Origin of the sequence: Streptosporangium sp. NPDC002721 (genome assembly GCF_042888905.1) — a bacterium.
GTDB lineage: Bacteria > Actinomycetota > Actinomycetes > Streptosporangiales > Streptosporangiaceae > Streptosporangium.
Window position 1 is genome coordinate 115,169 of sequence record NZ_JBIAQI010000005.1, and the last position, 24,247, is coordinate 139,415.

Here is a 24,247-nt window from a genome sequence, read left to right on the forward strand (position 1 = left end):
GGCCCGTCGACCGGAACGTGCCAAACCTTCGTATCCTCGTCGCGTCGCCGGCCGCCCTTTCCGCCCCTCCCGACGGATGGCCGTGGCAACGGGAACGACCCCCGGCCGGTGGAGGCGCCAGGGGTCGATCCGCCGTGCCCGGTCACCCTCGGACCGGGCGGGGAGTCAGGGAGAGGACGTCACCCGGCCCTCGACTCGTGCGAGACGTCGAGGTGTGCCGGCACCGCGAGGACGGCCGGGACGGCCACCTCGGGCAGGGTAGAGCCGGCCGGGGGCTCCGCGCGCGAGCTGATCCCCACGGCCTCGAGCGCGCTGCGATAGGCGTTCGTCTGCCTCTCCGGCGACCCGGCCCGGCCCCAGAGGTCACCGATCTCGCGCCAGAGCCTGGCCGACTCCCGGTCGACGAAGGAGGCCGCCGGTGCCGCCCGGGCGACCGGGTCGGCGAGCAGCTCCTGCGCCTTCTCCAGCGCCGGGCCGCCGTCTTTGGAGCGTGCCAGAGCGAGTTCGGCCGAAACCACGTACGCCATCGCCGGCACCGTCCCGCGCACTCCGGCGAGCAGGCCGACGGCCTGTTCGACCAGCTCGGCGGCGGCGTCCGCGTCACCGGAGCGCGACCGCACGCGGGAGAGCACGACCAGGCTCCGGGCGTGCTCGATCGTCCCCGGCGACAGGCGCGAGAGGATCTCGGCCGCGGAGGCGGCGAACCCGCCCGCCCGGTCGAGGCCGGCGTCCTCGGGACGCACGGTGGCGGTCCACGCCCAGCGCATCGCGCTCCGGGCGTAGCGGACGGCCATCCGCGCGGGCCGGCCGGCTGCGACGGCGTCCGCCGCGAGCCGCGCGGCGAGCGCGGGGTCCTTCTCCGTCGCGGCCGTACTGGCCCGCCACAGGCCGAGGACCTCCGCGTCGCGGTCGACGGCCTCGGGCAGGGGGGCCGCGGCCAGCACTCGCTCGACGTACGCGAGGTCGGTCTCCACCTCGGCGAGCACGGCGGCGAGGTCGAGGGCGAGGTCGCCCCGGTCGAGCCCGAGCCGGTCGGCCTGGGCCAGGGCCTCCGCCCCGAGATCCCTGGCGCGCAGCGTGTCACCGGCGCGGTGGTAGCACCGGCAGAGCGCCACCACGAGCGGGAGGTCGGCGAGGCGCTCGGGGCGCGCCGCGGCCTCGCGGCGAAGCAGCTCGTAGGCCTCGACCGCCCGCTCCGTGTGTCCCTGGACCTCCAGCGCGCGCGCCTGGCCGAAGCGCGCCTGCGCGGCGAGGGAGGCGTTCTCCTCCCCCGCGGCCCTGGCCGTGGCCTCGAAGAGCCCGGCCGCGGCGGCCGGGTCCCCGTGGCACAGCTCCAGCTCGGCCTGCCGCAGGGCGAGCACGGTGTCGACGCGCTGGTGCGGCTCGATCCCGTGGAGGAGGAACTCCATGCCGCAGCCGAGCCGGTCGGCGAGCAGGCGGGTGACGACCGGGGTGGGGGTCCGCTTCCCGGACTCGATGAGCGAAACGTAACTGTCAGACAGGTCTGGCCCGGCCAACTGCGCCTGGGACATGTGCCTGCTCAACCGCAATCCACGGATGCGGTCACCGATGGTTGCTTGACCGGCCATCACCAGAGCCGTTCCGTCGGCGGCACGATGAGATCCACGTCCCACTCCTTACGCACGGTTTACTGTCAATTACAGTAGATCGTACTGCTCTTCGTGGCCAGCGGGGCGGCAGCGGCGGACCGTTTCACCCGGGTTTCGTGGTGGATGCCACCGGAGGGCGGGCGGCGCACCATCCGGCCAGGGCCGCGCGCAGGGCGATCTCCAGGGAGGCGGGGTTCCTCTCGTCGACGGCACAGGCGATGTACCCGTCCGGGCGGATCAGCAGGACGGGGAGGTCGGCGCACGCGGGAACGGCGTGGACCACCCGGTCCCCGTACGGCGATCCCGCCGCCTCCGCGGGATCGCCCGCCGGGGCCAGGAGCACGAAACGCCCGGCCCGCAGCGCCTCGTACAGCCGGACCGGCTCTCCGGCCAGGTGGATGTCCGGCACCCGCTGGCCGGCCAGCCGGTGCGCTCCCGGGAGGGCGGGATAGGAGATGCTCAGGCCCGACATGGTCTCGGCCAGCCGTCGGCCGAGAGGGCGGATCCGGTTCGCGGCGGCCGGGAACACGGAGCGGGCGGCCCGCGACCGCCGGGTCAGGCCCATGGCGACGGAGAGGAAGGTGCTGTTCATCCGCAGGGCCCGCCTGCCGACCGGGTACCGCTCGGCGTGGTAGGTGTCGAGCAGGCCGTCCGGCGCCCACCCCTGGAGTTCGGCGACCAGCTTCCAGCCGAGGTTGGCCGCGTCCTGCAGGCCGGTGTTCGTGCCCTGCCCGCACGCCAGCGAGTGCACGTACGCGGTGTCGGCGGCCAGGAACACCCGGCCGACGCGGTAGCGGAGCACCTGCCGCTCGTCGTTGTGGGTCCTCAGCAGCCGGCGGGCGTCGTGCATGCCGAGGTCCCTGCCCATGATGCGCCGGGTGGCGTCGCTCACCTCACGAAGGCTGATCTTGGCGCTGTCGGGGAGCTGCCGCCGCCGGTCCCAGGCGACGATCTGGTACCAGCCGTCGCCGTGGGAGGAGAGGAAGGAGAAGCCCTCCTCGTTGGCGACGAAGCTCAGTTCCCGCTCCGGCCTCTCGCCCAGGCGGACGTCGGCCTGCATGACCGACCGCACCGCGGAACGCCCCGGGAACGGGATGCCCAGCGCGTCCCTCACGACGCTGCGCAGGTCGTCGGCGCTCACGGCGAACCGGGCGCGCCAGGTGCGCATCATGCCGTCGGCGCGCACGTCGACGTCCACCCCGGCCGCGTCCTGGGACAGCCCGACCACCTCGGCGCCGCGCACGATCTCCGCTCCGAGCCGGGTGGCGCGCTCCTCCAGCACGCGCTCGGCGTTGTGCCGGGGGGTGCACAGCAGGAACGGGAACCGCGAGGGCAGGCGGGACAGATCGAGATCCAGGCCGTTGAGCAGCCGCACCGTCTCGGTGGTCGTGCCGGTGGCGATCAGCTCGTCGGCGACGTCCCGGGCGTCGAGCTGCTCCAGCGTACGGGCGTGCAGGGGGAAGGTCCTGGCGAGCGCCGAACGCTCGGGGTCCCGCTCCAGGACCGTGCAGGCGACACCCTGCGCGGCGAGGTCGCCGGCGACCAGCAGACCCGCCGGACCGGCACCGACGACCAGCACATCCGTGTCGAACGGCACCATGAGTGCCTCCAATCCCACGCGTCCCGCGCGGGGCGGCTCCCTGACGCGACCACCGGGACGGAACCCGGCTCCCCGCCACGACCCTCGGGATGAGACCGGCTCGCGTCGAGATCCGGGGACCCCCCTTCGGAGCCGTCGCCCCGCACCGCCGCCCCATCCGGCCGACGTCGTACGACGACCACCGGCGGCCATCTCATGCTACGACCAGGCTTTTCCCGGCGTGTCGGCGCCCGGTTCCCCCGGCGGCCCCGGCCGGGACACCCCCGGCGCCACGGCGTGTCCGGTTATGGGGACGGGGGTGTCAGGGGGCGTGCCGCCGCGCGCCCCGGGCGTCCGGCTCCGTCCCGTACGCCCCTCACGCGTGCCCCCCGGCGAGGTCAAGATCAGGCGAGAGGGCCTTTCACCGAGGGGCGGTGCTCACCAGGGGGCGGTGACGCGGACGTCGTGGGTGTCGGCGGGGGCGAGCAGGCGCAGGAGCCGCGCGCCCTCCGCCTCGGTCTCGTCGCGGTGACGGGTGGTGAGAGCGGTGAAGGGGGTGACGGTGAGGACGGTGGTGCCGGTGGTGCCGCGCTCGCGGGCGGTCGCCCAGGTGGCCGCGACGGTCCCGTCGACGAGAACGGAACCGGGGACCGGGCCGTGCTCGGGCCAGGCGCGCCTGACCAGCTCGGGATCGAGGGTGCCCATGCGGCTCCGGTCGGCGAAGGAGAGCAGCACGTTGTCGAAGTCGTACAGGAACCTGACCGGGGCCGGGATGTCCTCGGCGGGCCGCGGCGCGTCCGGCAGGTCGTACAGCTCCCTGCCCTCCTCGTCGCGAAAGGTCCGCAGGCCCATCGGCTCCATCACCTCGCGCAGCCTGGTGAGCCCGCAGTGGGCCTGCGCGTCCTTGACGGTGGCGGGCCCGAACGCGGCGAGGTAACGGGTCACGAAGTCCTCGACGGAGGGGTTCGCCTCCTGCGGCGCGCCGAGCCAGCGCTCGGCGCTGGTGTGGGCGATCGGGCCGCTCCGGCCCCACATGCCGCGGGGCGGGATCTGGACCAGCGCGACCCTGGCCCGTACGACCTGGGCGAGGGCGGCGGCGTCGCGGCCGGGGAACAGCGAGGCGAGCTCCCTGCCCAGCGCGCCGAAGGTCAGCGGCCGCTCGTCCAGGATCTCGCGGCCCGCCGCGGCGACCGCGTCGAGGTCGAGGTCCCGCAGGTGCCTGCCGAACGCGCCCCGGGTGACGCGCCCGATGACCGGCTCGACCAGCGGCCGCCAGCGCAGGCAGTCACGCGCGGTGACCAGGTGGATGGTCGACCGCATCAGGGCGATCCTCACCAGCGTCCGGTCCTCCAGCAGCCCGGCCGCCGCCTCGGGGTCGAAGTCGCGGATCCGCGACCACAGGCCGACGTACCACGTGTGCGGTGTCTGCGCCTGGAGCCCGGCGACCCGCTCGACCATCTCCGGCACCGGCAGCGCCGACCGCTCCAGCAGCGACTGCCGCTCCAGGGTCGCCCGGTTGAGCGCGCGCCGGGTCAGCACCTCAGGCACGGGTGAGGATCACCACCGGGATGTCGCGAGCGGTCTTGCGCTGGTAGCCGGCGTACTCGCCGTGGATCCCCACCATCTGCTCCCACAGGGCGGGCTTCTCCTCCGCCGTCGCGGTCCGCGCGACGGCGGTGAACACCTCGGCCCGCACCTGCACCTCGACTTGTGGCAGGGCCAGCACGTTGTGGTACCACAGCGGGTGGTCGTCGGCCCCGCCGTTGGAGGCGACGACCACGTGGTCGTCGCCGTCACGGCCGTAGATCAACGGGGTTCGCCGCTTCAGCCCGGACCTGCGGCCGACGGTGGTCAGCAGCAGGGTGGGCCTGCCGTAGTAGAGGTGGCCCTTCGCGCCGTCCGACTCGACGTAGTCGCGGAGGTGCTTGGAGACCCAGCCGGTGGGGGAATCGATGATCTCGTCGCTCATGCCGCCACGCTATAGGCCTCCGGTGACATTTCTTGATCCGTTTCTCGCGACGATCCCGGTAATCCCGGTGCTTCCGGTGCTTCCGGTGCTTCCGGTGCTTCCGGTCGCGTGGCTGACGGTCCTCCTCACTCGCCGGGGTCGCGGCGGGTCCGGCCGTCGTGCCAGGACGCCTGGACCAGGGACCGTTCGGCGGCCGCGAGGTGGACCGCTGCGGCGAGCCACGCCCGGGCGTACCGGTCGTCACCGGAGTCGACCAGGCGGCCGAACACGTCGCGGGTGCGGCGGTCGGCCTCCTCGGCGAGCGCGGCGACGAGGTCCGCGGAGGTCTCGAAGCCCGCGCGGCGGAGCGGGACCCGCTGGGCGAGGGAGTCACCGTCGCGGGCGGACTCGGCGACCGCCCGCCGCCCGCCGGAGACGGCCAGCTCGACGAGGCGTCCCGCCCGCCACAGGGGCGAGCTCGCCACCGGGTCCGCGACCTCGGCTTCCCCTCGCCGGGGCGGGCAGGCGTCACGGGGCGGGAGGTGGGACCCCTGCAGGCGGTCGTACCCGAGGTCGGCGCGGCCCAGCCACTCGGCGGGCAGGCGCAGCGTGGGCCCGGCGCCCGGAACCGGCCCGGCCGCGAGCGGGCGCAGGGTGGCGGCCCGTCCGGGGTCCAACCGGCCGATCACCCGCACCCGCAACCCCGGCCTGGACGCGAGCTGCCGCAGGTTGGCGACGTGGGCCAGCTCGGGATGGGAATCGGCCGGTACGAGCCGGATCAGTGGTCCCCGTGTCCCGTCCGCCGGTCCGGAAGGAAGCCGTCCGGGCCCGGAGGGAACCCGTCCGGGCGGAGGAGCGGCGCCGAAACCATCGGGGGCCGTGGGAGGCCGGGCCGATCCGGCCCCCTCCCGCTCCCGTTCCGTTCCCCGTTCCGCGAGGGCCGGCAGCTCCCGGGCGAGCACCCTGTCCCCCTCGGCGCCGACGATCTCCAGGTCGCATCCGACCGGCTGTTCCGCTTCCCCGGCGTCCTGCGGATCGCCCCACGAGGTCCCGGAGAACACCGCGTCGGCCACCGTGGCGAGCGGCCGGGTGAACAGGGCCGCCAGCGGCCCCTCCCCCCACGACAGTCCCGCGACGGGGTTGGCCCGCACGCCGCGGCCCGCGCCGAGGCGCCCGTCCGGGGAGATCGTCGCGCCGGAGATCAGCAGTCCTCCGCGTGCCAGCTGGGCGTGGTCGAGGGCCGCCGCGCCGAGGGCGACGGTGGCGGTGGCGGCGCCCCGGGCCCTCGCCGACCCGCCGGGCCTGACGTCGGCGACGGAGAACCGGCGGCCGTCCTCGGCGACGAGGTGGGTGACCACCCCGCCGTAGCCGGTGGCGCTGATCACCGGTTCCCTGCAGACCCCGTACACCCTCAGCCCCTCGCCCCGCCGGTAGACGCGGCGCGCGGTCCCGATCAGGGCCGGGTCGGGGTCGGCCGCCGCGAGCCTGCCCGCGGTCAGCAGGAGCTCGCGGAGCGCGGAGACCAGGTCGGCGAGGCGGTGGCCGTCATGGCGCGCGCGAGCGGCCCGCAGCTCGCGGACGACGCGCAGGGCGGCGGCCTCGGCCCGGTGCAGGCCCGCCACCCGGGCGGTGTGGGCCGCACGGAGCAGTTCGGCCTGGGGCACCGCCCCGGCACCGGGCACCCCGCCCGCGAGCACCCCGGCGGCGGCGCTCCACAACCCCTCCGCGGCGGCCCTCTGCCCGGCACCGGGACCGGAGGCGGGAGCGGGGGCGGGGGCGGGGGCGGGGGCGGGGGCGGGGGTTGGGTGGGGAGCGGCGGCGAGGCTCGTCCCCGCGCCCGGATCCTCGGCCTCGGGCACGTCCGAGGTCACCGGCACGTCCGACGTCATCGGCACGGCCGGGTCCACGACCGGGCAGGCGCCGAGGACGGCCGCGCGGTGCAGGCAGCGGGGCGCGAGCAGGCAGCTGCACCGGACGTCGCCGGGGTCGGCGATCGTGCCCCGCGCACCCGGGGTGAGGGTGACCACCGCGTCCTCCCCCCAGCTGACGGAGACGCTCCGGCCGTCGGCGACGGCCGGGAGCCCGGCGCACCGCTCGATCGCCGCGTCGAGCTTCTTGCGCAGCCGGGGTGTGAGCTCCTCCACCGCGGAGGCGACCACGTGCGGTTCCACCGGCGGCAGCTGCCCCGCGGGGACGTCGGAGGCTGGGGGGTTCAACGGGTTTCTCCTCGGAGACGGTCGCCCACCCAGCGGGCGAGGGCGAGCGGGCTGAGTGCGGCGACGGGCATGCCCGCCGCGACGAGCTGCTGGGCGACGGGCACCGAGTAGCGCGGGGCCCCGCTGTCGTCCAGGGCCGCGCAGCCCAGCAGGTGCACGCCGGAGGAGACGAGGGAGCGGACCTCGCCGAGAAGCCCGCCGAGCGGGTAGCCCTCCTCGAAGTCGCTGACCACCACGACGAGCGTGCGGCTCGGCACGGTGACCAGGGAGCGCGCGTGGGCGAGCCCGGCGGCGATGTGCGTACCGCCGCCGACCCGCACGTCGAGCAGCAGGGACAGCGGGTCGGCGACCCGGTCCGTCAGGTCGATCACGCTGGTGGAGAAGGCCAGGAAGTGGGTGGAGAGCGTGGGGACGCCTCCCAGTACGGCCGCGGTGAGCGCGGACCAGACCACCGAGGCCTCCATCGAGCCCGACACGTCGACCACGAAGACCAGCCGCCAGTCGGCCTCGTTGCGTACCCGGGTGGTGAAGACCGGCCGTTCCGGCACGACGAGGAGCCTGCCGTCGTCTGTCCGGCGCGTGTGCGCCAGGTTGGCCCTGAGGGTGGCGGGCAGGTTGAGCCGTCCTCCGGGACGCCGGGTCGGACGCGGTGTCGCCAGGCCGGTCAGCGCGGGACGCAGCCGGGTGGCGAGCTCCTTGGCCAGCTCGGCGACCAGCCGGCGGACCAGCGGCCTCAGCCGGGAGAGCCGCTGCTCGGGCAGCCCTCCCGCCAGGGACAGCACGGAGGTGAGCAGGTCGATCGACGGGCGTACCGAGTCGGGGTCGAGCTCGGACAGCACGTCGGTCCGCCCGGCACCGGCCGCACCGGCCAGCACCTCCTCCCGCACCTCCGCCCCGAACAGGGCGTCGAGCTCCTCGGCCCACTCGCGGGCGGAGGGGAAGGAGGCACCCTGCCCTCCGCCGTCGCCCGGCCCGTGCCCGAAGTCGCCCGCCCCCTCTCCCCGGCCGGCCCCGTACAGCTCGTCCAGGGCGTGCGCGTAGCGCCTGGCTCCGGCGGGCAGCCGCCCGGTCTCCCTCCCGAGAAGCAGTCGCCACCGGTCCGCCGGGGCGAGCCGCCGCGAAACGGCCTCCCTGTCCGGTACGTCCTCTCCCGGTACGGCGGCCGGAGGCTCCGGCTCGTCCCCCCTCGTCTCCCCGGAAGGCACGGCGGAGGGATCCGGCTCCCCTGCGGCCGTGGACGGCCGGTCCTGGACGGGTGTCGCGGGCCGCTCGGGCGCCCCCGGCCCGTCCGGCGGGAGGGAGAGGCCGGGCACCGGAAGCCGCAGGCCGGTCAGGGCGGCCCGCCCGGCGGCGTCCGCGGCGGCCCAGAGCGCCAGGAGCTCGGGCGGTGCGCTCAGCGCCAGGTCGAGCCGGTCACCGAGGCGGTCGGTCACGGCCCGCAGCAGCCGATCGCGCGCCGCCGGGGCGAGCGTGTCGAAGCCGCCGCGCAACGCGGGCAGCCGGTCGAGGAAATCCTGGTCGGTGAGGCCGTCAACGCGGTCGAGCAGCGGGTCGAGGGCCCCGGCGGCCGACTGCAGGAGCGGGCCGGCGGCGACCAGCAGGCCGGTGAGCAGGCGGGACAGCCGGTGGCGTCCCGCCGGGCCGGTCGCGGTGTCGATCCATCCCGCGACCCGGGCTCCGAGCTCGTCCGGAGCGTCCAGGTCGAGCAGGACCCGGGCCGCGAGCGCGGTCCCCTGGACGAGCGGGGAACCGGTGCGCGCGAGGGTGTCCAGCGCGTCGTCGAGCCCCAGGCCGAGCCGGTGCTCGGCGGAGCGGGTGACGAGCGCGATGAGGGCGGCGGCGTCCTCGGGCCGGTCGCTGCCGGTCAGGCCGGGCAGCGACCGCACCGCGGCCTCCAGCAGGGTGCCCGCCAGCTCCGCCGCCCGGTCCCGGCTCCGCGGCGTGGTGCCGGGAAGGTGCTCGTGGCGCAGCGCCTCCAGCAGGTCGAGGGCCTGGAGCAGGTCGGGCAGCCCCGCGGTGGCGGGAAGCACGGAGGCGGCGTCCTCCAGGCGGTCGGCGACCAGGTCCGGCAGGTCGCAGGCGGCCGCGGCGCGCAGCCCCGCGAGGACCAGCTCGCAGGTGGGACCGCCCTCGGCGGACTCCCTGCGGAAGGTCTCGCGCAGCGTCCCCTCGGCGGCCAGGGCCGCGGTGACGCCCCGTACCCCCGCCAGGTCCAGCAGGGCGGCGGCCGAGGGCGTCCACGAGAGCTGCCACCGGGTGGTGAGGGCGGTCCCGTCCCCGGTACCCGTCACCTCGGCCGGCCGGCCGTAGCCGGTGCCGCACACCAGCAGGCGCTGCAGCAGGATCTCGCGGCGGCGGTCCAGGTCCGAGCGGAGCGGGTCGAGGCGGACCTCCCGGGACCCGGGGTCGCCGGGGTGGGGCAGCCGCAGCTCCGCCAGCTCGGCCTCGACCGCCGGGCCCAGCCCGGAGCGGGGGGTGTCCGGCGCGGTCCTGCCGCGCCCGGTGCCGACGAGGACCGTTTCGAGGGCGCGGGCGAGCGCCCGGCCGCGCCCCAGGGGTTCGCCCTGGCCGAGCACGGTCGTCACCGCCTCCAGCAGCTCGCCGCGCCCCGGCGCGGGCAGCCCGCGCAGCCGGGCCAGGTCACAGGCGAGCCGCAGCGTCTCCACGGCCTCGCCGGTGCCCGCGGTGTGCCCGGCGGCGCGCAGCTCACGGCAGATCTCGGTGATCGTACGGGCGGCGGCGTCCCTGATCCTCCCGGGATCGCCGCCCGCGGTGAGGACCGCCTGCTGCCAGCGCGGGTCACGGATGCCCGCCGGGTAGCCGGACCTGGAGTCGAGCAGGTCGAAGGCGTACGGGACGAGCGACGTGGCGGGCGGGGGACCTCCGGCGCCCGGCCCGGCGGCGGGGCCGCGTGCCGCGGTGCCCTTGTCCGGGGAGAGGTGCCCCTGAGCGGTCCGGCCGGGGGTGTCGTGGACCGGGGTCCCGGGCTCCGGCGGGACCGCCCTGGACGCGTCCGGGACCGGGGTGGCGCGGGCGGCGCCCGCGCCGGACGCGTCCGAGGCCGGGATGGCGGGATCGCGGGTGACCGGATCCGGGGTGAGCAGGGCGGGAGCGTGGAAGGCGCCGATCACCGCGGCGACCCGCCGGCCGCCGGTGGCCGCCCCGGCGAGCGCCTCGCGCATGTACGCCTCGCGGGCCAGGTCGCCGGGCGGCACTCCCCCGGAGGCCTCCGCGTCCTGCCGCAGCGCCCAGCCCACGCCCAGCGCCGCGCGGCGTACCGCCTCGGGCGGGCAGCCGGGGGCGAGGACCTCGACGGCGCGGTCCCACATGTCGTCCCCCTCCCTGCCGGTGGCGGAGGCGGCGAGGCCGTCGGCGAAGGCCCTGGACGGCGGCGTCTCCGTGCCGGACCCGGCCGGATCGTCCTTCGACCAGGCGGGGTCGGAGAGCGGGAGGTCGCAGCAGAGAACCTCGGCCCCGCGTTCGCGCGCCCAGCGGACGGCGGCCAGCTCGGGCGAGAAGTCGGCGAAGGGGTAGAAGCCGAGCCGCCCGTCGCCGCCCGTACCGGCGAGGGCGACCGGGGCGAGGGTGGCCGGATCCGCGAGGTGGGGCAGCCACGGCTGGAAGTCGGCGGGCAGCTCGACGCAGACCACCTCGGCCCCGGCGGCGTCGAGCAGGGCCGGGACGACCGCCGCCAGCGCGGGACTGTGGTGGCGCACGCCGAGCAGGTAGGGCCGCCCGCCACCCGTGGCGGCGAGCGCGTCCACCGCGTCCCGGGGATCGGCACCGACGTCCCCTCCGGGACGGCCAGGACGGCCGGGACCACGATCGGCCGCCGCCCGGACGCCACCGTCCCGAACGTCGTCACCGGGTGCGCCGGAGTCGTGCCCGGCCGCCCCCCGGGCTCCGTCGCCAGGGGCGTCCGAGCCGGACGAGGAGGGCGCCGGGCGGCCTGGACCTCCTCGGGCCGTCACCCTGGTGCCGTCGTCGTTCGCGTCCGCGTCCCCGATGCCGGGGTCGTTCGCCTGTCGGTCGCTCGTCACCGCAGGTTCTCCCGCAGGTCCCAGAGGCGGCGCCACATCGCGGAGCCGTCCTCGGCGCGGCGTCGCACCGGGCCGTCCCAGTAGCCGAGCAGCCGCGCGTGGTCGGCCGGGTCGTCCTTGCGGACCACGCCGAGCAGGTGACCGGGGATGAGGTCGAGGACGTCCCCGCCTGGCAGGTAGGCCGCCGCCACCCCGAGGGAGGCCGCCACCTGCACCGCCTCGGCCGTCGACATCACGGTTCCCGGGCGCTCCACGTCCCAGCCCTCGGCCGAACGACCGGAGCGCAGGTCGCGAAAGACGGTGACCAGCGCGTCGAGCACGGCGTCGTCGACGCCGAAGGCGGCACCGGCCCGCCCCACCACGGCGGTGGCCTGGCCGCGCACCAGGGCGGCCTCGGCGGCGGGATCGGCGATGGGGGCGACGGTCTCGAAGTTGAACCGGCGCTTGAGCGCCGCCGACATCTCCGAGACGCCCCGGTCGCGCAGGTTGGCCGTGGCGATCACGGTGAAACCGGGGGTGGCCGCCGTCAGGGCGTCGGGCGTGCCCGCGAGTTCGGGCACGCTGAGGCGCCGGTCGGACAGGATCGACACCAGGGCGTCCTGCACCTCGGGCAGGCAGCGGGTGATCTCCTCGATCCGGACGACCCGCCCGGCCCGCATGGCGGCCAGCACCGGGGAGTCGACCAGCGCCTGGCGGCTCGGCCCCTGGGCGAGGAGCAGGGCGTAGTTCCAGCCGTACCGGAAGGCGTCCTCGGTGGTGCCCGCGGTGCCCTGCACGGTGAGGGCGCTCGTGCCGCAGACGGCGGCGGCGAGGAGTTCGGAGAGCATCGACTTGGCGGTGCCCGGCTCGCCGACCAGCAGCAGGCCGCGCTCGCCGGCGAGGGTGACCACGCAGCGTTCCACCAGTGAGCGCTCGCCGACGAACTTGGGGGCGATGGCGAGCCGGGCGGGCGGCGCGTCGCCGCCACCGGTGCCTCCACCGGCGCCTCCACCGCCCTTCGCCCGCCGGGATCCGGGTAGTTCGAGGGTCTCGCCCCCGCTGCCGCAGACGAAGGTGACGACCGCGCGCGGGGTCAGCGCCCAGCCGGGCGGGCGGGGGCCGTCGTCGTGGGCGGCGAGGAAGGCGAGTTCGGTGGCGTGCTGCTCCTCGGCCGGCAGCGTACGCCGGTCGGGAAGGGCCGCGGGGGCCGCCTGTTCGGTCATGGTCATCGGGTGGGTCCTTCTGCTCTGGAAACTGCCGGGTCCGGTCGGTGTCCGCTACGGAAACCGACGGGACCCGGTTCTGAAAACCGCCCGGCCCGGCCGGGATCCGGTCCGGGGACTGCCCGGGGACTGCGGTCCGGCCGGGGACTGCCCGGGGACTGCCCGGTCCGGCCGGGACGCGTGACGAGCCCGCGCCCCGGCCGGACCGGGCCTGGTGGGGAGCCCCCACGGCGAGCGCGCTCCCGGGGAGAGGGCGCCCTCGTCAGCGGCGTCTGCCGCGCCGCACGCGAAGCTCCTCGAAGCGGGGGACGTCGCCGTCGCGTACCCGCTGCCACGCCCTGGTGTGGAGGGCGGCGGCGGGCTCGGCGGGAACGATCACCCCGAGCACCGCGCCCTCCCCGGCGACCAGGTCGAACAGGGGGAGCTTCCAGCGTTCGAGCGGGACGTTCGGAGCCCTGAGCTCGGTCCAGGCCCCGGGCAGGAAGAGGGAGCGGCCCGCGCGGGTGCGGGTCGCCTCGACCACCAGGTCGGTGGCGGCCAGCTCGGCGCGGGCCGCCTTGAACCGGGCGGGCTTCCAGCCGGTCCACCGGGTGACGTTCTTGTCGGTGGGGTCCGGCATCGAGAGCAGCGCCAGGTAGAGCGCCGCGGCGTCCCGCCCCAGGTGGTGTTCCCCCGCGACCTGGGACAGCAGCTCGGGCACGGAACGGGACGGGTCCTGCGGCCACCAGGTGCCGTCGGCCGCCCGCTCCCCCGCCGCCGGGTCCCCTGGATCGGCCAGGAGCGCCTCGAAACGTGGGTCGCGGGCGGTGCGCAGCGCCAGCTCGGCGGAGAAGGGCCGCTCGGGGTGGCCGGTCAGGGCACGCAGGGCCGGCAGGTAGGGGTCGCCGCCCGACGCGTCGAGCAGGGCGACCCGCAGGCCCGGCGCGGGCCGGTCGTCATAGGTGGCCATGATCACGGCACCGTGGCGCTCCCAGCCCTCGGCGACCTCGGTGGGAGCCCCGGCGACCTTGCGGAACTCGGGAAGGTCGACGTAGTCGCCCAGGTCGAGCAGCAGGTCGGGGTTGGCCAGCCGGTTCCTGACCGCGGCCAGCACCGCGGGCAGCGCGGCCCGTACGGGATCGCCGGAGGGCAGCCGGTGGGCCAGCCACGCGGTCAGCGCGATCGTGGAGACCAGCGTGGACTGGGTGAACCCGGTGTCGTCGCCCTCGGCCGGGCGGACGCGGTCGCCCTTCACCTGCCAGCGCAGGTCCGTGCTGAGCTCCGGCGCGGAGGCCGGGTCGAGCAGGGCGGGCAGCGCCCGGCTCGGCTCCCACCCGGCGCGCACCGCGCGGGTCGCCTCCCCGACGAGCCACTCGGGGACGGCGGCCCGCCGCCCCACCCTGGCGTTCCACACGCGCGCGGCGGCGACGACGTCCGGGCCCTCGGTCCACAGCTCGGCCGGGCGCTCGGGCAGCAGCGCGCCGACGACCTCCCGCCGGACGTCGGCGCCGAGCTGCCGCAGCTCGTCCTTGGCCACGGCGGCGTCGGTCGCCTTCACCCCGAGGGCGGCCCGCAGCTCCGCGGGCAGGAATCCGCGCTCGTAGGTGTCCACGTACGGGAATCCCGCGACGATCAGCCGGGCCGTCGTCCCGGTCACCCCGGTGAGCCGCGCGAACTCCTCCGCGCTCTCCGGCCGCCAGGGCGCGGGGCCGCGTCCGGCGAGCTCGGTGAGGAACTCCCCGAGCCAGCCCGCCCGCCTCGCCTCGCCGACCGGGCCCGAGGAGCGCACGGTGTAGGGCCGGGGCACGGCGAAACGGCCCGCCGGGTCGTGGAAGAGCGCGGTGAAGCGGTAGCCGCCGCCGTCGGACTCGGAGGTCAGGAACGCGATGAGGGCGCCGTCCTCCAGCGGGAGCACGTTGTGCCGGCCACCGGGGCGGCTGTCGCGGGCGTTGTCCACCCAGACGCCGTCGAGGTGCAGGACGAGACGGCGCCACGAGGACGGTTCCGCCGAGGAGGCCAGCCCGAGCGCCTCGAACTCGGAGAGCAGCTCGCGCAGCGCGCCCGCCTGGACCGGGTCGGACGCCGTCGCCGTCCGGTAGGCCAGCGCGGCCGACCGGTCGAGCAGCGGCTCCCACTCCAGGAACGAGTCCGCGAGCCGCGGCCCCTCCAGATGAACGCGGAAGGCCCCGGCCGAGGGCGTCCGCCTCTCGTGGCCGATCGTCCGGAGCTGCTGGAAGGCGCCGTGGGACGTCTCCCGCCACCCCCAATAGGGCATCACGGCACCGAGGCCGTTGAGTGCCTCGACGAGCAACCGGTCACCGGGACCCTCCGGCTCGGACTCCTCCCCCTCGCCCGCGAGGGCGGCGGCGAGCCTGGCCGCCGCCGCGTCCAGGGTGGCCCGCTGGGCGGCGGCGAACGCCACCACCCCGGCGATCCCGGCGATCAGCTCGTCGTGGGTGACCCCGGGCAGCAGGGAGCGGACCAGGTCGCGCAGCTCCTCCCGCGCCGAGCGCGGGGGCTTCCCGGAGGCGGCGGACTCAACGGACTCGACGGACGCGGCGGCCTTCAGCAGGGCCGCCGCCGTCTCCCCGTCGATCCGGCGCAGGACCGACGAGCCCTCCGGGTCACGGGGCCGCATGTGGTGCCAGTAGCGAACCGGCGGCAGCAGGGCGGTGCCCTCGGCGAAGGTCCCCGGCCTGTCCCGCAGCGAGGCCGTCGCGACGACGACGCCCTCCGGGTCGACGAGCTTGACCTCGCGGTAGCCCATCACGACTGCACGCGGCCGCTCGTCGGCGGGGAAGGTCACCGCGCGCACCGGCCGGCCGTGCCCGTCCGGGCCGCCGCGCAGGGTGACGGCGCGCCCGGCGAGGTCCTCGCCGCGCAGCGATCCGTCGGGCAGCTCGACCATCCGCCAGCCGAGCAGGCCGTCCACCGGGACGCCGGCCGGGCCGGCCTCGCCGGAGAAGGCGGGCAGCACCCAGCCCTCGAGGAAGGTGCTGCCCGGCGGTGCCGAGCGCAGCGCGTCGGCGAGGAACCCGGGCATGCTCAGCCTGCCGTTCGTCATGGTGGCCGGGTCGTGCTCGCGCCAGCCCTTGGCCTCGCCGTCCCAGATCCAGAACGAGGTCCCGTCACCGATCAGGGCGCGCCTGGCGGGCACCGCGGTGTCACCCGGGTGCAGCACCCCCTCGCCGGTGGCCCGCCCGCCGCCGGGCAGCGGCAGGGTGACCGTGCCCGCGTCCTGCCTCCACCAGCTGATCTCCCCCTCCATCGAGAGGACCCTCCCGGCGGAGGAGTGCCAGTATCCGCGCAGCCCGTCACCATGGGTGCCCCAGTAGACGAGCAGCTCGCCGTCGACGTACTGGAAGTCGGGGTCGCCCCAGACGCCGTCCGGCGCGGGGCGCAGGTCGTGGACGAGCACGGTCCCCTCCGGGCCGATGACCCTGGCCTGGGAGGGGCCGGAGACGATCAGGTTCGGCCAGGCGTCGGCGGTCTCGACGTCGTCCAGCTTCCGCTGGTCGACGAGGCCGGCGACCGCCTCCTCCCAGGCGGGCCAGCCCAGCTCGTCGAGGAGCCCGCCGCGCAGCGTCCTGGCGAGCTCGGCGGCGAGGTCGGCCCGCACCGCCTCGGCGACCTCCTCCCTGGCGAGGACCAGCGCCTCGCCGGGCAGCCAGGTCAGCCTGCGAAGGGCCTCGGGCAGCTGCGGCAGGCCGGTTGCGGCCGAGCGCCGGGCGACCGTGGCCACCCACTCCGCCAGCATCGTCCGGCCGCCGGGCGAGGCGGCCAGGCGGCGCGCGGCCCGGTGCCCGTCGGTGTCGTCGCCGAACGCGTCGGCGGCGCGGTGGAACGCGGGCCGGAACCGGGGGTCGGCGGCCAGCGCGACCAGGTCGCGCCCCTCCTTGGCCCGCGCCCAGGGTTCCAGCAGCAGGCGCGCGTCGTCGCCCGGATCGGCGACCGGCACGTCCAGCGACAGCAGGAGGTCGACCAGGTCGGGGTCGGGCTTGAACGACACGGTCCCGCCCGACGCGGCGAGCTCGGCGCGCAGCCGTGCCGCCACGCGCTCGACCAGCGCGTACAGGCCGGGCAACCTCGCGTCTCCCCGCCAGCCGGGGTTCCAGATGGCCAGGAAGCGCTCCAGCCAGCCCGCCGTGCCGTCGGCGGGACGCTCGTGCTCGGGCACCCCGGCCTCTCCCAGGCCCGCGGTGGCGCCCGACTCCTCCAGCACCTCCAGCCAGAGGGCGGGCATGTCGTCGTCGCCGTTGGCGGGCATCGTGTTCAGCAGCGTCCCGCGGAAGGCGGGCTCCAGCCCGCCGCGGGCCACCAGGGCCTGGCGGTGCGCCTTCCACCAGCCCAGCGGCGCCCCGGAGGTGGCGGGCAGGGCGAGCAGGTCCACCAGGTACGACTGTTCCTCGGCGTCCGCGTCGCGCCCGGCGGCCCTGGCCAGGCGGCGCAGCTCGACGGCCATCTGCGCGGACGGCGACAGCCCGCCCGCCGTACGGCGCACGCACAGCCGGTGGATCCTGCGCAGGGCCTCGTCCGCCGGCACCCGGCCCGCCAGCTCCTTGGCGTACACGGACAGCGCCTTCACCGGCAGGGCTCCGGCCAGGGCGAACTCCAGGAACACCGCGTCGAGCCGGTCCTCGTCGACGGGCAGGCCGTGCTCGGTCTCGGCCTTGCGCGCCTGGACGAACATCTGCGCCGCGTAGGTGGCGTTCTCCACCGAGAGGAACACCCGGCCCGCCTGTTCGAGGAACGTCGGCAGGAAGTGCGGGACGGCCCCGGCCAGCTGGGTGGCGAGCCGCTGGTAGGCGTCGAGGGCGGCCTTCGGCTTGGACTTCGCCTGCCGGCCCGCGCGGTCCAGCTCCGGCACCAGGGCGAGCGCGTGGTGGCCGTCCTCGGGGTGGTGCACGAGCACCCACTCGGGGAATCCGAGCGAGCGGCGCAGGCCCACCCCGACGACGGCCGGTTCGCCGTCCGGTTCCAGCCCGAGGAAGGCCGCCGCGGCGTCCTCCGCCGCGCCCAGCTCCTCGGCGACCAGGCGCACCACCACCCGGTCGTCCAGGCCGGGGTGCCGGTAGGCACGCGCGGTCAGCGGCACCGCCCGCTCGCCGCCGTCCGTGCCCGGGGGAAGGACCGCCCCGGCCTCCAGCAACTCCCGCGCCTCGGCGGTGCTCGCGGCTTCCCGCACCTCGTCGGCGCCCGCCTCGGCAACGCCCGCCTTGGCAACACTCACCTCGGCAACTCCCGCCTCGGCGTTACCCGCGGCCTCCCGCGCCTCGTCTGCGCTCGTGGTCTCCCGCGTCCCGGGTGCCGTGGTCCCGCCGCCCTGCCCGGACGGTTCGTGCGTCCCGGCTCCGTCGCCCGTCTCGGGCAGGTCGTGGCCCTCGGGCACGGGCCGGAGCGCGGGGGTGCCCGCTGACGACGTGGCGCCGCTCACGTGTTCGTTCCTTCCTCGACGTCGCGGCCGGCGTACAGCGCCGCGGCCATGCGCATTCCCTCGGACCAGGCCACCGGGCCGACCTCCCGCAGGGGGAGCCGCCTGCCGTCGTGGTCGTGCCAGGTCAGGTTGCCGGTCTCGGTGTCACCGTCCCAGTAGGGCTCCCCGATCCAGACCGACGCCTCGGCGCTCCGCCCGGCGTCGCGCACCGCGCAGGTGGCGTAGCCGCCCGACACGCGGTAGCCGAGCGAGGTGGCGCGGGCGGCGAGACCGAACCGGGAGACGAACTTCCCTCCGGCGAACTCCGTCACCTCGGTGGCCTTCTCCGCGTGCTCGGCGGGTTTTTCCCAGGTCGCCCGGTGGATCTGCTCGACGCGCTGGGTCACCCCCAGCTCCGCGGCGAACTCCCGCAGCTCCTCCAGGTCGGGGAGCAGCACCGGGTGGGGCAGGGTCACGGTCTCCGGGGACATCCGGACCGTCTCGCCGTCCAGGTTCACCGTACGCAGCTCGCCGGAGCCGGTGACGTCCCGCAGGAAGCCCGCCTCGTCGTCGCCGACCACCACGAGGTCGCGCAGCACCGACCGCCACGCCTCGTCCGGCCACACCCGGGCCACCAGCCCGGTGGGAACCGGCAGGGACGACACCATCCAGGCGTCCACCCGTGCCACGCAGGTGGCCTCGTGGCGGTCGAGCCACTCGGCCAGGCGGCGCAGCCGCTCGACCTCGGGGTGCTCGCGCACCTGCTTGGGCAGCGATTTCAGCTGCCGTCCCGCCGCCCGGCCCGTGGTGGCCCTCGCGGCCACCCGGCCCTCCACGAGGGCGACCTCGTATCCGTCTCCCGCCGCCAGCCAGCCCAAAGGGTCCCGCCTTTCACCATGGAAGGATCGCCGAAGCACGCGGGGATTTCGTCACCCGCGACCGTGATGCGCGGAACGCTAACGCCCCGGACCGACAAACCTGTACTCGGCGGCGCGGGCCCCCCGACACGGCACCAGAATCGCCGCGAGAGGGCCGAATTCCGGCGCGCGGGCGGCGTGCCTACGCCATCCGGCGCTCACCTCCGGCTCGCCGTCTCCGGCCTGGCCCTCTCCAGTACGAGCGTCTCCGGCCCGACTCTCGGGCCCAGCCCTCTCCGGCTTCGCCGTCTCCCGCCCGACCGTTTCCCGCCTGGATCTCTCCGGCCACGCCGCCTCTCGCCCGACCGTTTCCCGCCTGACCGTCTCCGGCCTGGATCTCTCCGGCCACGCCGCCTCTCGCCCGACCGTCTCCGGCCTGGCTCTCCGGCTCAGCTCTCTCCGGCCTGGATCTCTCTGGCCCGGTCGTGGCGTGCGCGGGCCTCCATGACCGCGGGCATCTCACCCTCCAGCCATTCGATGAGGTCGAGCAGGCGCCGGGCGGCCTGGCCGCCGAGCGGCGTGAGGCTGTACTCGACCTTCGGGGGGATGGTCGGCTCGGCCTCGCGGTGGACCAGGCCGTCGCGCTCCAGAGCCTGCAGGGTCTGGGCGAGCATCTTCTCGCTCACCCCGTCGACCCGGCGGCGCAGGGCGTTGAATCGGTAGGTCCCCTCGTGGAGCGCGACCATGACCAGGATGCCCCAGCGGCCGGTCATGTGCTCCATCGTCTCGCGCGAGACGCATCCGCGCATGAAGACGTCGAAGGTGAGCTGGCTGAACTCGTCCAGCGGGATCGCGGCCTGGTCGTCCATCCGTCCACCTTACTTTCTCGCCGCGCCCACCAGAAGAAAGCACTAACTTTTAGTTGGCGCTGTGGATTAGTTAGTACTAACCTGACCGGCGACCCCTTCGAACGAGGAGAAGCGAAATGATCGTTGTCACCGGTGCCACCGGCCGGCTCGGCCGCCTGGTGGTGGACGGCCTGCTGGAGAGCGTGCCCGCCGACCGCATCGCGGCGGCCGTACGGAATCCCGGCAAGGCCGCCGACCTGGCCGCGCGCGGCGTCGAGATCAGGGAGGCCGACTACGAGCGACCAGAGACCCTGGAGCGGGCCTTCGCCCCCGGCGACACGGTCCTGCTGATCTCCGGCGACGCCGTCGGGCGACGTCTCGGGCAGCACCGGGCCGTGGTGGACGCGGCCAGGGCCGCCGGGGTCGCCCGCATCGTCTACACCAGCGTGCTGCACGCCGACACCACGCCCCTGGCGCTGGCCGCCGACCACCGGGGCACCGAGGAGCACATCCGCGCCTCCGGGATCCCGTTCACCTTCCTGCGCAACGGCTGGTACACCGAGGTCTACGCGGCGTCCGTCCTGCGGGGCGTCGAGCACGGCGTGATCCTCGGCGCCGCCGGGGACGGCCGCGTCGCCAGCGCGTCCCGGGCCGACTACGCGGCCGCGGCCGTCGCCGCGCTCACCGGCAAGGAGGACGGCGACAGGGTCTACGAGCTCTCCGGCGACACCGCGTGGAGCCTGCCCGATCTGGCCGCCGAGACGTCGGCGCTCTCCGGCAGGCCGGTCGTCTACCGGAACCTCCCGCACGCCGACTACCGGCAGGCCCTGCTCGACGCGGGCCTGCCCGAGCCGGCGGCGACCCTGTTCGCCGGCATCGACCTCGACATCGCCGAGGGCGCCCTGTCCCCCACCCCGGGCGAGCTCGGCGCCCTCATCGGCCGTCCGACCACCCCGCTGCGCGAGTCGGTGGCCGCCATCCTGAAGGAGGCGTGAGCCTCCGCGACGAGGCCGCCGTCCGGCGGCGTGGTGCGTGAACCCTCACGACAGGGCCCCTGAAGCGGGCCCGAACCCACGCGACGGAACGGCACCGGCCGGCTCGGGGCTCGCGACGGCTCGCGACGGTGGCGGTGCGGTCGCAGACGGCGTACGAGCTCAGGGCACCTGCCCCGGGGAGGACCTCCACTGCCTCGGGGTGAGGCCGGTCCAGCGGCGGAAGGCGCGGAAGAAGGCGGGCGGTTCGGAGTAGCCGAGCAGCGAGGCCACCTGCGCCGCGCTCAGCTCCGGATCGCGCAGCAGGACGAACGCGCGCTCGCGGCGGGCGGCCTCCACCAGCTCGGCGACGGTCGTACCCTCGGCCGCGAGCCTCCGCTGCAGGGTCCTGGCCGACAGGGTCAGGCTCCGGGCGACGGAGGCGAGGTCGGGCTCGCCGCCGACGAGCGCCAGGCCGATCTCCCGGCGCGCCCGCTCCACCACCCCGGAACCGGCGGCCAGACCGCCGAGCAGGTCGGCGGCCCGGCGCGACAGGTAGCCGAACAGCCGGGGGTCGGTACGGGGCAGCGGCCGGTCCAGCACCGCCGCGTCGAAGGCCAGCTCCAGGGCGGGAGCGCCCCAGGAGACCGGGCAGCCGTAGTAGTTCTCGTGCCGTGAGGTGTCCCCGGGCCGGGAGCGTTGCAGGGCGACCCGGAGGGGACGGGTCTCCCTTCCGGCGAGCACCTTCATCACGGCCAGCGTGGCGGCGGCCTGGGCGTCGACCGGCTCGACCAGGCGGGCGAAGGGTGCCGGGATCACCTGGGCGAACACCAGCTCCTCCCCGCGCCGTCGCGGGTCGGGGACGGCGTCGGGGTGGACCACCGTGCGGGTGCGGCCCAGCAGGGCGACCGCCTGCCCCACGGTCGCCCCGTACGGCATGGCGTAACCGACCACACCCAGCCCGTTCAGGCCCAGCCTGGCACCGACCGCCAGCCCCACGGGACGGCGGGCGACGGCCTCCCAGACCTCCAGGTGCGTAAGAAGGGGGACGCGCGCGTCGGGATCGGCGGGCAGGTCCGCCCCGATCTCCCCGATCTCCACGCCCTCGGCCCGCGCGGCCTCCACCAGGCCGATCGTCAGGGCCGCGAGGACGGTGGGAGCGGGCACGGCGCGACCCTACCGGCTCCGTGCCGGGCGTGGCGTCCCCTGATACGTCGTTGTCGCGTGCGGTCATGGGCCGCCGCCCCCGCCCGCCCTAGGTTCGGGAGGGAGAGGAGAAACACCGTGACCACCATCCTGAAACCCGCCACGCCGGCCCTGCCCGAACCGCTGGAGGTCCCCTGGACCATGAAACCGGTCACGTCGGCCGAGTCCGGGGCCGACATCCTGGACGACGGCCGGCTGCACCTGTGGATCCGGCACGACCTGGTCCACGGCGTCAGCCCCGCCATGCTCGTGTGGTGGTTCCGCAACGTGGAGGGCGACATGGAACTGCTCGGGCGGCGGGTGCCGCGCTACCGGGTCTGGCACCCGCTCGACCACGTGGGGTTCCGCTACCACTCGCTCCCACCGGGCGGCGCGGGGCCCGGGGCCGTCTTCCACCTGCACGAGGTGCTCGGCCGCGACCCGGACCGGCGGGTCGACGTCCTGACCCGCGTCACCCGGCTCGACGAGGGCGGTTTCGCCCACCGGCCGCGCACGCACGGGCTGCCGGTCGCGCGGATGGACTACACCTTCGCGCGCGTCGCCGGAGGCACACGCTACGAGAACTCGCTCACCCTCGGCCTCCCCGGCCGGGGCCGCCGGGCGCGGCTGGTGCGCCCGGTCAACGAGGCGCTGCGCGACCGGATCTTCCCCGGAGGCAAGGGCGCCGCCTGGCTGCGCCACAACATCGAGGAGGTCGGCAACTTCGAGTTCTTCCTGCCCGGCCTGTGCTCCGCCGAAGGCCTCACTCCCTAGACGCCTCCGCGTCCTGGCCGTTCACGGAGGGCTCGGGGAGGTTCCGTCCCCACCACGCGCTCCAGCGGGATTCGAGATCGGCGAACGCGGCGTCGTCGAGGCCGTACGTGCTGAGCACCATCATGGCGGCGCCGCCGGGGTTGGCGGGCGAGGGCCGCGTCCGTGCCGCGACCAGCAGGCCGTCGCCCCAGCCCTCGACGGTGAGGCCGACCTGGTTGGCCGAGCGATACCGGATCTCGCCGCGCAACGTCTCCCCGGCGGGGACCTCCAGCTCGTACGGGCTCCCCGGGGAGAGCCCGGCCACCGCGTCGAGGACGGCGGCCTCCAGCACCGGAGTGGCCGACACGCCGGAGAGGAAGACCGTGCGCCGGTCGGCGTCCGGATGCCGCTCCAGGGCGAACGCGAGCTGGTGGACGAAGGTGATCCAGCCCTCGGTGACGTCGTCGTAGTAGGCGTCCCAGTCGGGGTCGCCGCCGCGCGGGGCACGGGTCACCCGCAGGCGCGTACGGTCACCGAGGTCGGCCAGCTCGAACACGTCCCCGCCCTGGATCTCCAGCCGGTGCTCGGAGGCCGACTCCACGACGTCCTGCTGGTAGATGACCTCGATCTCCTTGTCGAGGCCGTCGAAGTGCCAGCCGTGCCAGCGCCGGATCAGCTCGGGATCGCGCAGCGCGCTCCACACGTCGCCGACGGGCGCGGCGATGGTGACCTCGAAATAGAACGGCTCGTCTGTCATGGAACGCCTCCGGTACGGGAACCCCGGGGCCGGGCCCCGGGAAGGGGATGTCGTCAATCGCCGTTCTCCGGCATCCCGGAAACCGGGTCTCCACCGGTTCCCGTCGCACCGGAACCCGGGTGCTCGCCGCCGCCTCGCGGACCGGGAGCGGGGGGCCCGTCGGCGCCTCGCGGACCGGGAGCGGGGTGTTCGCCGGCGCCTCGCGGGCCGGGAGCCGGATGCCCACCGGCGACGAGGCGGTAGGGCCGTCCTCCGGGGGTGTCGAAGCGGGCCGCGACCCGCGAGAAGGCGTCGGCGAGCGCGTCGGTGAAGTCGTGCACGTCGCCGGGCTCGGCGAAGCGCACCTGTGCCTCCAGGGCGAACGTCAGCAGCCGGACCCCCTGCCGGTCGGCGGCGGCGGCCATGCGGGTGACGTCGCGAACGGTGCCGGCGGCCACCTCGACGAGATGCTCGGCGGCGTACTGGTCGGCGACACGACGAAACCCCTCCGCCACCTCCGCAGCCCCGTCACCGGCCTCCTCGGCCCCGCCGCCTTCACCTTCACCGTCACCCTCACCCGATGAGGTGAGCACGCCGGGATCGACGAGGAAGGCGTTCGCGGTGACCCTCATGACGCGCTCGACGAAACCGCGTCGCGGGCGCTCCTCCACCAGCTCGACCAGCCCGGCCTCCTCCAGCACCCTGAGGTGGTATCCGACCCGCTGGCGCGGCAGGTCGAACTCGGCCGCGAGCTGGACCGCCGAAGCGGGCTCGCGCAGGCGGCCGAGAAGCCGACGGCGGATCGGGGTGAGCGCCACACGCAGACGGTCGGGCTCGTCCATGAGGGTCATCTCGGTCGCCGGCACGCTCATATGGAACCATTGGACAAATTAATTTGTCAATTGGCATC

At 75.8% G+C, this 24,247-nt stretch carries 15 protein-coding genes; 2 read left to right on the forward strand and 13 right to left on the reverse strand.

Features of this window, described 5'->3' with window-relative positions; translation table 11 throughout:
• Nucleotides 1-179 precede the first annotated feature (179 nt).
• The 10 genes from ACFYWM_RS08220 to ACFYWM_RS08265 form a co-directional block, all read right to left on the reverse strand.
• Nucleotides 180-1,589, reverse strand: coding sequence for a helix-turn-helix domain-containing protein (locus ACFYWM_RS08220; RefSeq protein ID WP_389910508.1), 1,410 nt, complete (start codon nucleotides 1,587-1,589; stop codon nucleotides 180-182).
• Between the two features lie 124 nt (nucleotides 1,590-1,713).
• Nucleotides 1,714-3,210, reverse strand: a complete 1,497-nt coding sequence (locus ACFYWM_RS08225; RefSeq protein ID WP_389910512.1) for an FAD-dependent monooxygenase — start codon at nucleotides 3,208-3,210, stop codon at nucleotides 1,714-1,716.
• Nucleotides 3,211-3,627: 417 nt separating this feature from the next.
• Nucleotides 3,628-4,737 carry a winged helix DNA-binding domain-containing protein gene (locus tag ACFYWM_RS08230; protein WP_389910515.1) on the reverse strand — a complete coding sequence of 370 codons (1,110 nt, stop codon included), beginning with the start codon at nucleotides 4,735-4,737 and terminating at the stop codon, nucleotides 3,628-3,630.
• Nucleotides 4,730-5,158 (reverse strand): nitroreductase family deazaflavin-dependent oxidoreductase, encoded by a 429-nt coding sequence (locus tag ACFYWM_RS08235; RefSeq protein ID WP_389910517.1) that lies wholly within the window; start codon nucleotides 5,156-5,158, stop codon nucleotides 4,730-4,732. The genes ACFYWM_RS08230 and ACFYWM_RS08235 overlap by 8 nt, the downstream gene beginning before the upstream one ends.
• Nucleotides 5,159-5,283: 125 nt before the next feature.
• Nucleotides 5,284-7,353 carry a hypothetical protein gene (locus ACFYWM_RS08240; RefSeq protein WP_389910520.1) on the reverse strand — a complete coding sequence of 690 codons (2,070 nt, stop codon included), beginning with the start codon at nucleotides 7,351-7,353 and terminating at the stop codon, nucleotides 5,284-5,286.
• Nucleotides 7,350-11,393: a DUF5682 family protein gene (locus ACFYWM_RS08245; RefSeq protein WP_389910523.1), complete on the reverse strand. Its 4,044-nt coding sequence runs from the start codon at nucleotides 11,391-11,393 to the stop codon at nucleotides 7,350-7,352. Before ACFYWM_RS08245 ends, ACFYWM_RS08240 begins: the two co-directional genes overlap by 4 nt.
• Nucleotides 11,390-12,601, reverse strand: coding sequence for an AAA family ATPase (locus ACFYWM_RS08250; protein WP_389910526.1), 1,212 nt, complete (start codon nucleotides 12,599-12,601; stop codon nucleotides 11,390-11,392). The genes ACFYWM_RS08245 and ACFYWM_RS08250 overlap by 4 nt, the downstream gene beginning before the upstream one ends.
• 256 nt (nucleotides 12,602-12,857) lie before the next feature.
• Complete coding sequence (locus ACFYWM_RS08255) at nucleotides 12,858-18,008, reverse strand: DNA-binding protein (RefSeq protein WP_389910529.1); 5,151 nt, start codon at nucleotides 18,006-18,008, stop codon at nucleotides 12,858-12,860.
• Entirely contained in the window at nucleotides 18,005-18,865 is an 861-nt protein-coding gene (locus tag ACFYWM_RS08260) for a DUF4132 domain-containing protein (RefSeq protein ID WP_389910532.1), read from the reverse strand. Before ACFYWM_RS08260 ends, ACFYWM_RS08255 begins: the two co-directional genes overlap by 4 nt.
• Before the next feature lie 428 nt (nucleotides 18,866-19,293).
• Entirely contained in the window at nucleotides 19,294-19,713 is a 420-nt protein-coding gene (locus tag ACFYWM_RS08265) for a winged helix-turn-helix transcriptional regulator (protein WP_389910536.1), read from the reverse strand.
• Nucleotides 19,714-19,829: 116 nt separating this feature from the next.
• Here ACFYWM_RS08265 and ACFYWM_RS08270 point away from each other — a divergent pair, with 116 nt between their 5' ends.
• Entirely contained in the window at nucleotides 19,830-20,687 is an 858-nt protein-coding gene (locus ACFYWM_RS08270; protein WP_389910539.1) for an NAD(P)H-binding protein, read from the forward strand.
• A 159-nt stretch (nucleotides 20,688-20,846) separates the two neighbouring features.
• On the opposite strand, the gene ACFYWM_RS08275 is transcribed toward ACFYWM_RS08270, so the two are convergent.
• Nucleotides 20,847-21,830 carry an AraC family transcriptional regulator ligand-binding domain-containing protein gene (locus tag ACFYWM_RS08275; RefSeq protein WP_389910541.1) on the reverse strand — a complete coding sequence of 328 codons (984 nt, stop codon included), beginning with the start codon at nucleotides 21,828-21,830 and terminating at the stop codon, nucleotides 20,847-20,849.
• Nucleotides 21,831-21,947: 117 nt separating this feature from the next.
• On the opposite strand from ACFYWM_RS08275, the gene ACFYWM_RS08280 reads away from it, so the two are divergent.
• Nucleotides 21,948-22,622 carry a hypothetical protein gene (locus ACFYWM_RS08280; protein ID WP_389910544.1) on the forward strand — a complete coding sequence of 225 codons (675 nt, stop codon included), beginning with the start codon at nucleotides 21,948-21,950 and terminating at the stop codon, nucleotides 22,620-22,622.
• Here ACFYWM_RS08280 and ACFYWM_RS08285 read toward each other — a convergent pair.
• Nucleotides 22,612-23,358: an SRPBCC domain-containing protein gene (locus tag ACFYWM_RS08285; protein ID WP_389910547.1), complete on the reverse strand. Its 747-nt coding sequence runs from the start codon at nucleotides 23,356-23,358 to the stop codon at nucleotides 22,612-22,614. The two genes, ACFYWM_RS08280 and ACFYWM_RS08285, sit on opposite strands and share 11 nt — an antisense overlap.
• Nucleotides 23,359-23,411: 53 nt before the next feature.
• Nucleotides 23,412-24,209 (reverse strand): ArsR/SmtB family transcription factor, encoded by a 798-nt coding sequence (locus ACFYWM_RS08290; protein ID WP_389910550.1) that lies wholly within the window; start codon nucleotides 24,207-24,209, stop codon nucleotides 23,412-23,414.
• Nucleotides 24,210-24,247: the final 38 nt, after the last annotated feature.

Bases quoted from the DNA above. Each gene is read 5' to 3' on its own strand.
- ACFYWM_RS08265 (WP_389910536.1), bottom strand. From the start codon at position 19,713: ATGGACGACCAGGCCGCGATCCCGCTGGACGAGTTCAGCCAGCTCACC.
- ACFYWM_RS08285 (WP_389910547.1), bottom strand. From the start codon at position 23,358: ATGACAGACGAGCCGTTCTATTTCGAGGTCACCATCGCCGCGCCCGTC.
- ACFYWM_RS08220 (WP_389910508.1), bottom strand. From the start codon at position 1,589: ATGGCCGGTCAAGCAACCATCGGTGACCGCATCCGTGGATTGCGGTTG.
- ACFYWM_RS08235 (WP_389910517.1), bottom strand. From the start codon at position 5,158: ATGAGCGACGAGATCATCGATTCCCCCACCGGCTGGGTCTCCAAGCAC.
- ACFYWM_RS08250 (WP_389910526.1), bottom strand. From the start codon at position 12,601: ATGACCATGACCGAACAGGCGGCCCCCGCGGCCCTTCCCGACCGGCGT.
- ACFYWM_RS08290 (WP_389910550.1), bottom strand. From the start codon at position 24,209: ATGAGCGTGCCGGCGACCGAGATGACCCTCATGGACGAGCCCGACCGT.
- ACFYWM_RS08225 (WP_389910512.1), bottom strand. From the start codon at position 3,210: ATGGTGCCGTTCGACACGGATGTGCTGGTCGTCGGTGCCGGTCCGGCG.
- ACFYWM_RS08270 (WP_389910539.1), top strand. From the start codon at position 19,830: ATGATCGTTGTCACCGGTGCCACCGGCCGGCTCGGCCGCCTGGTGGTG.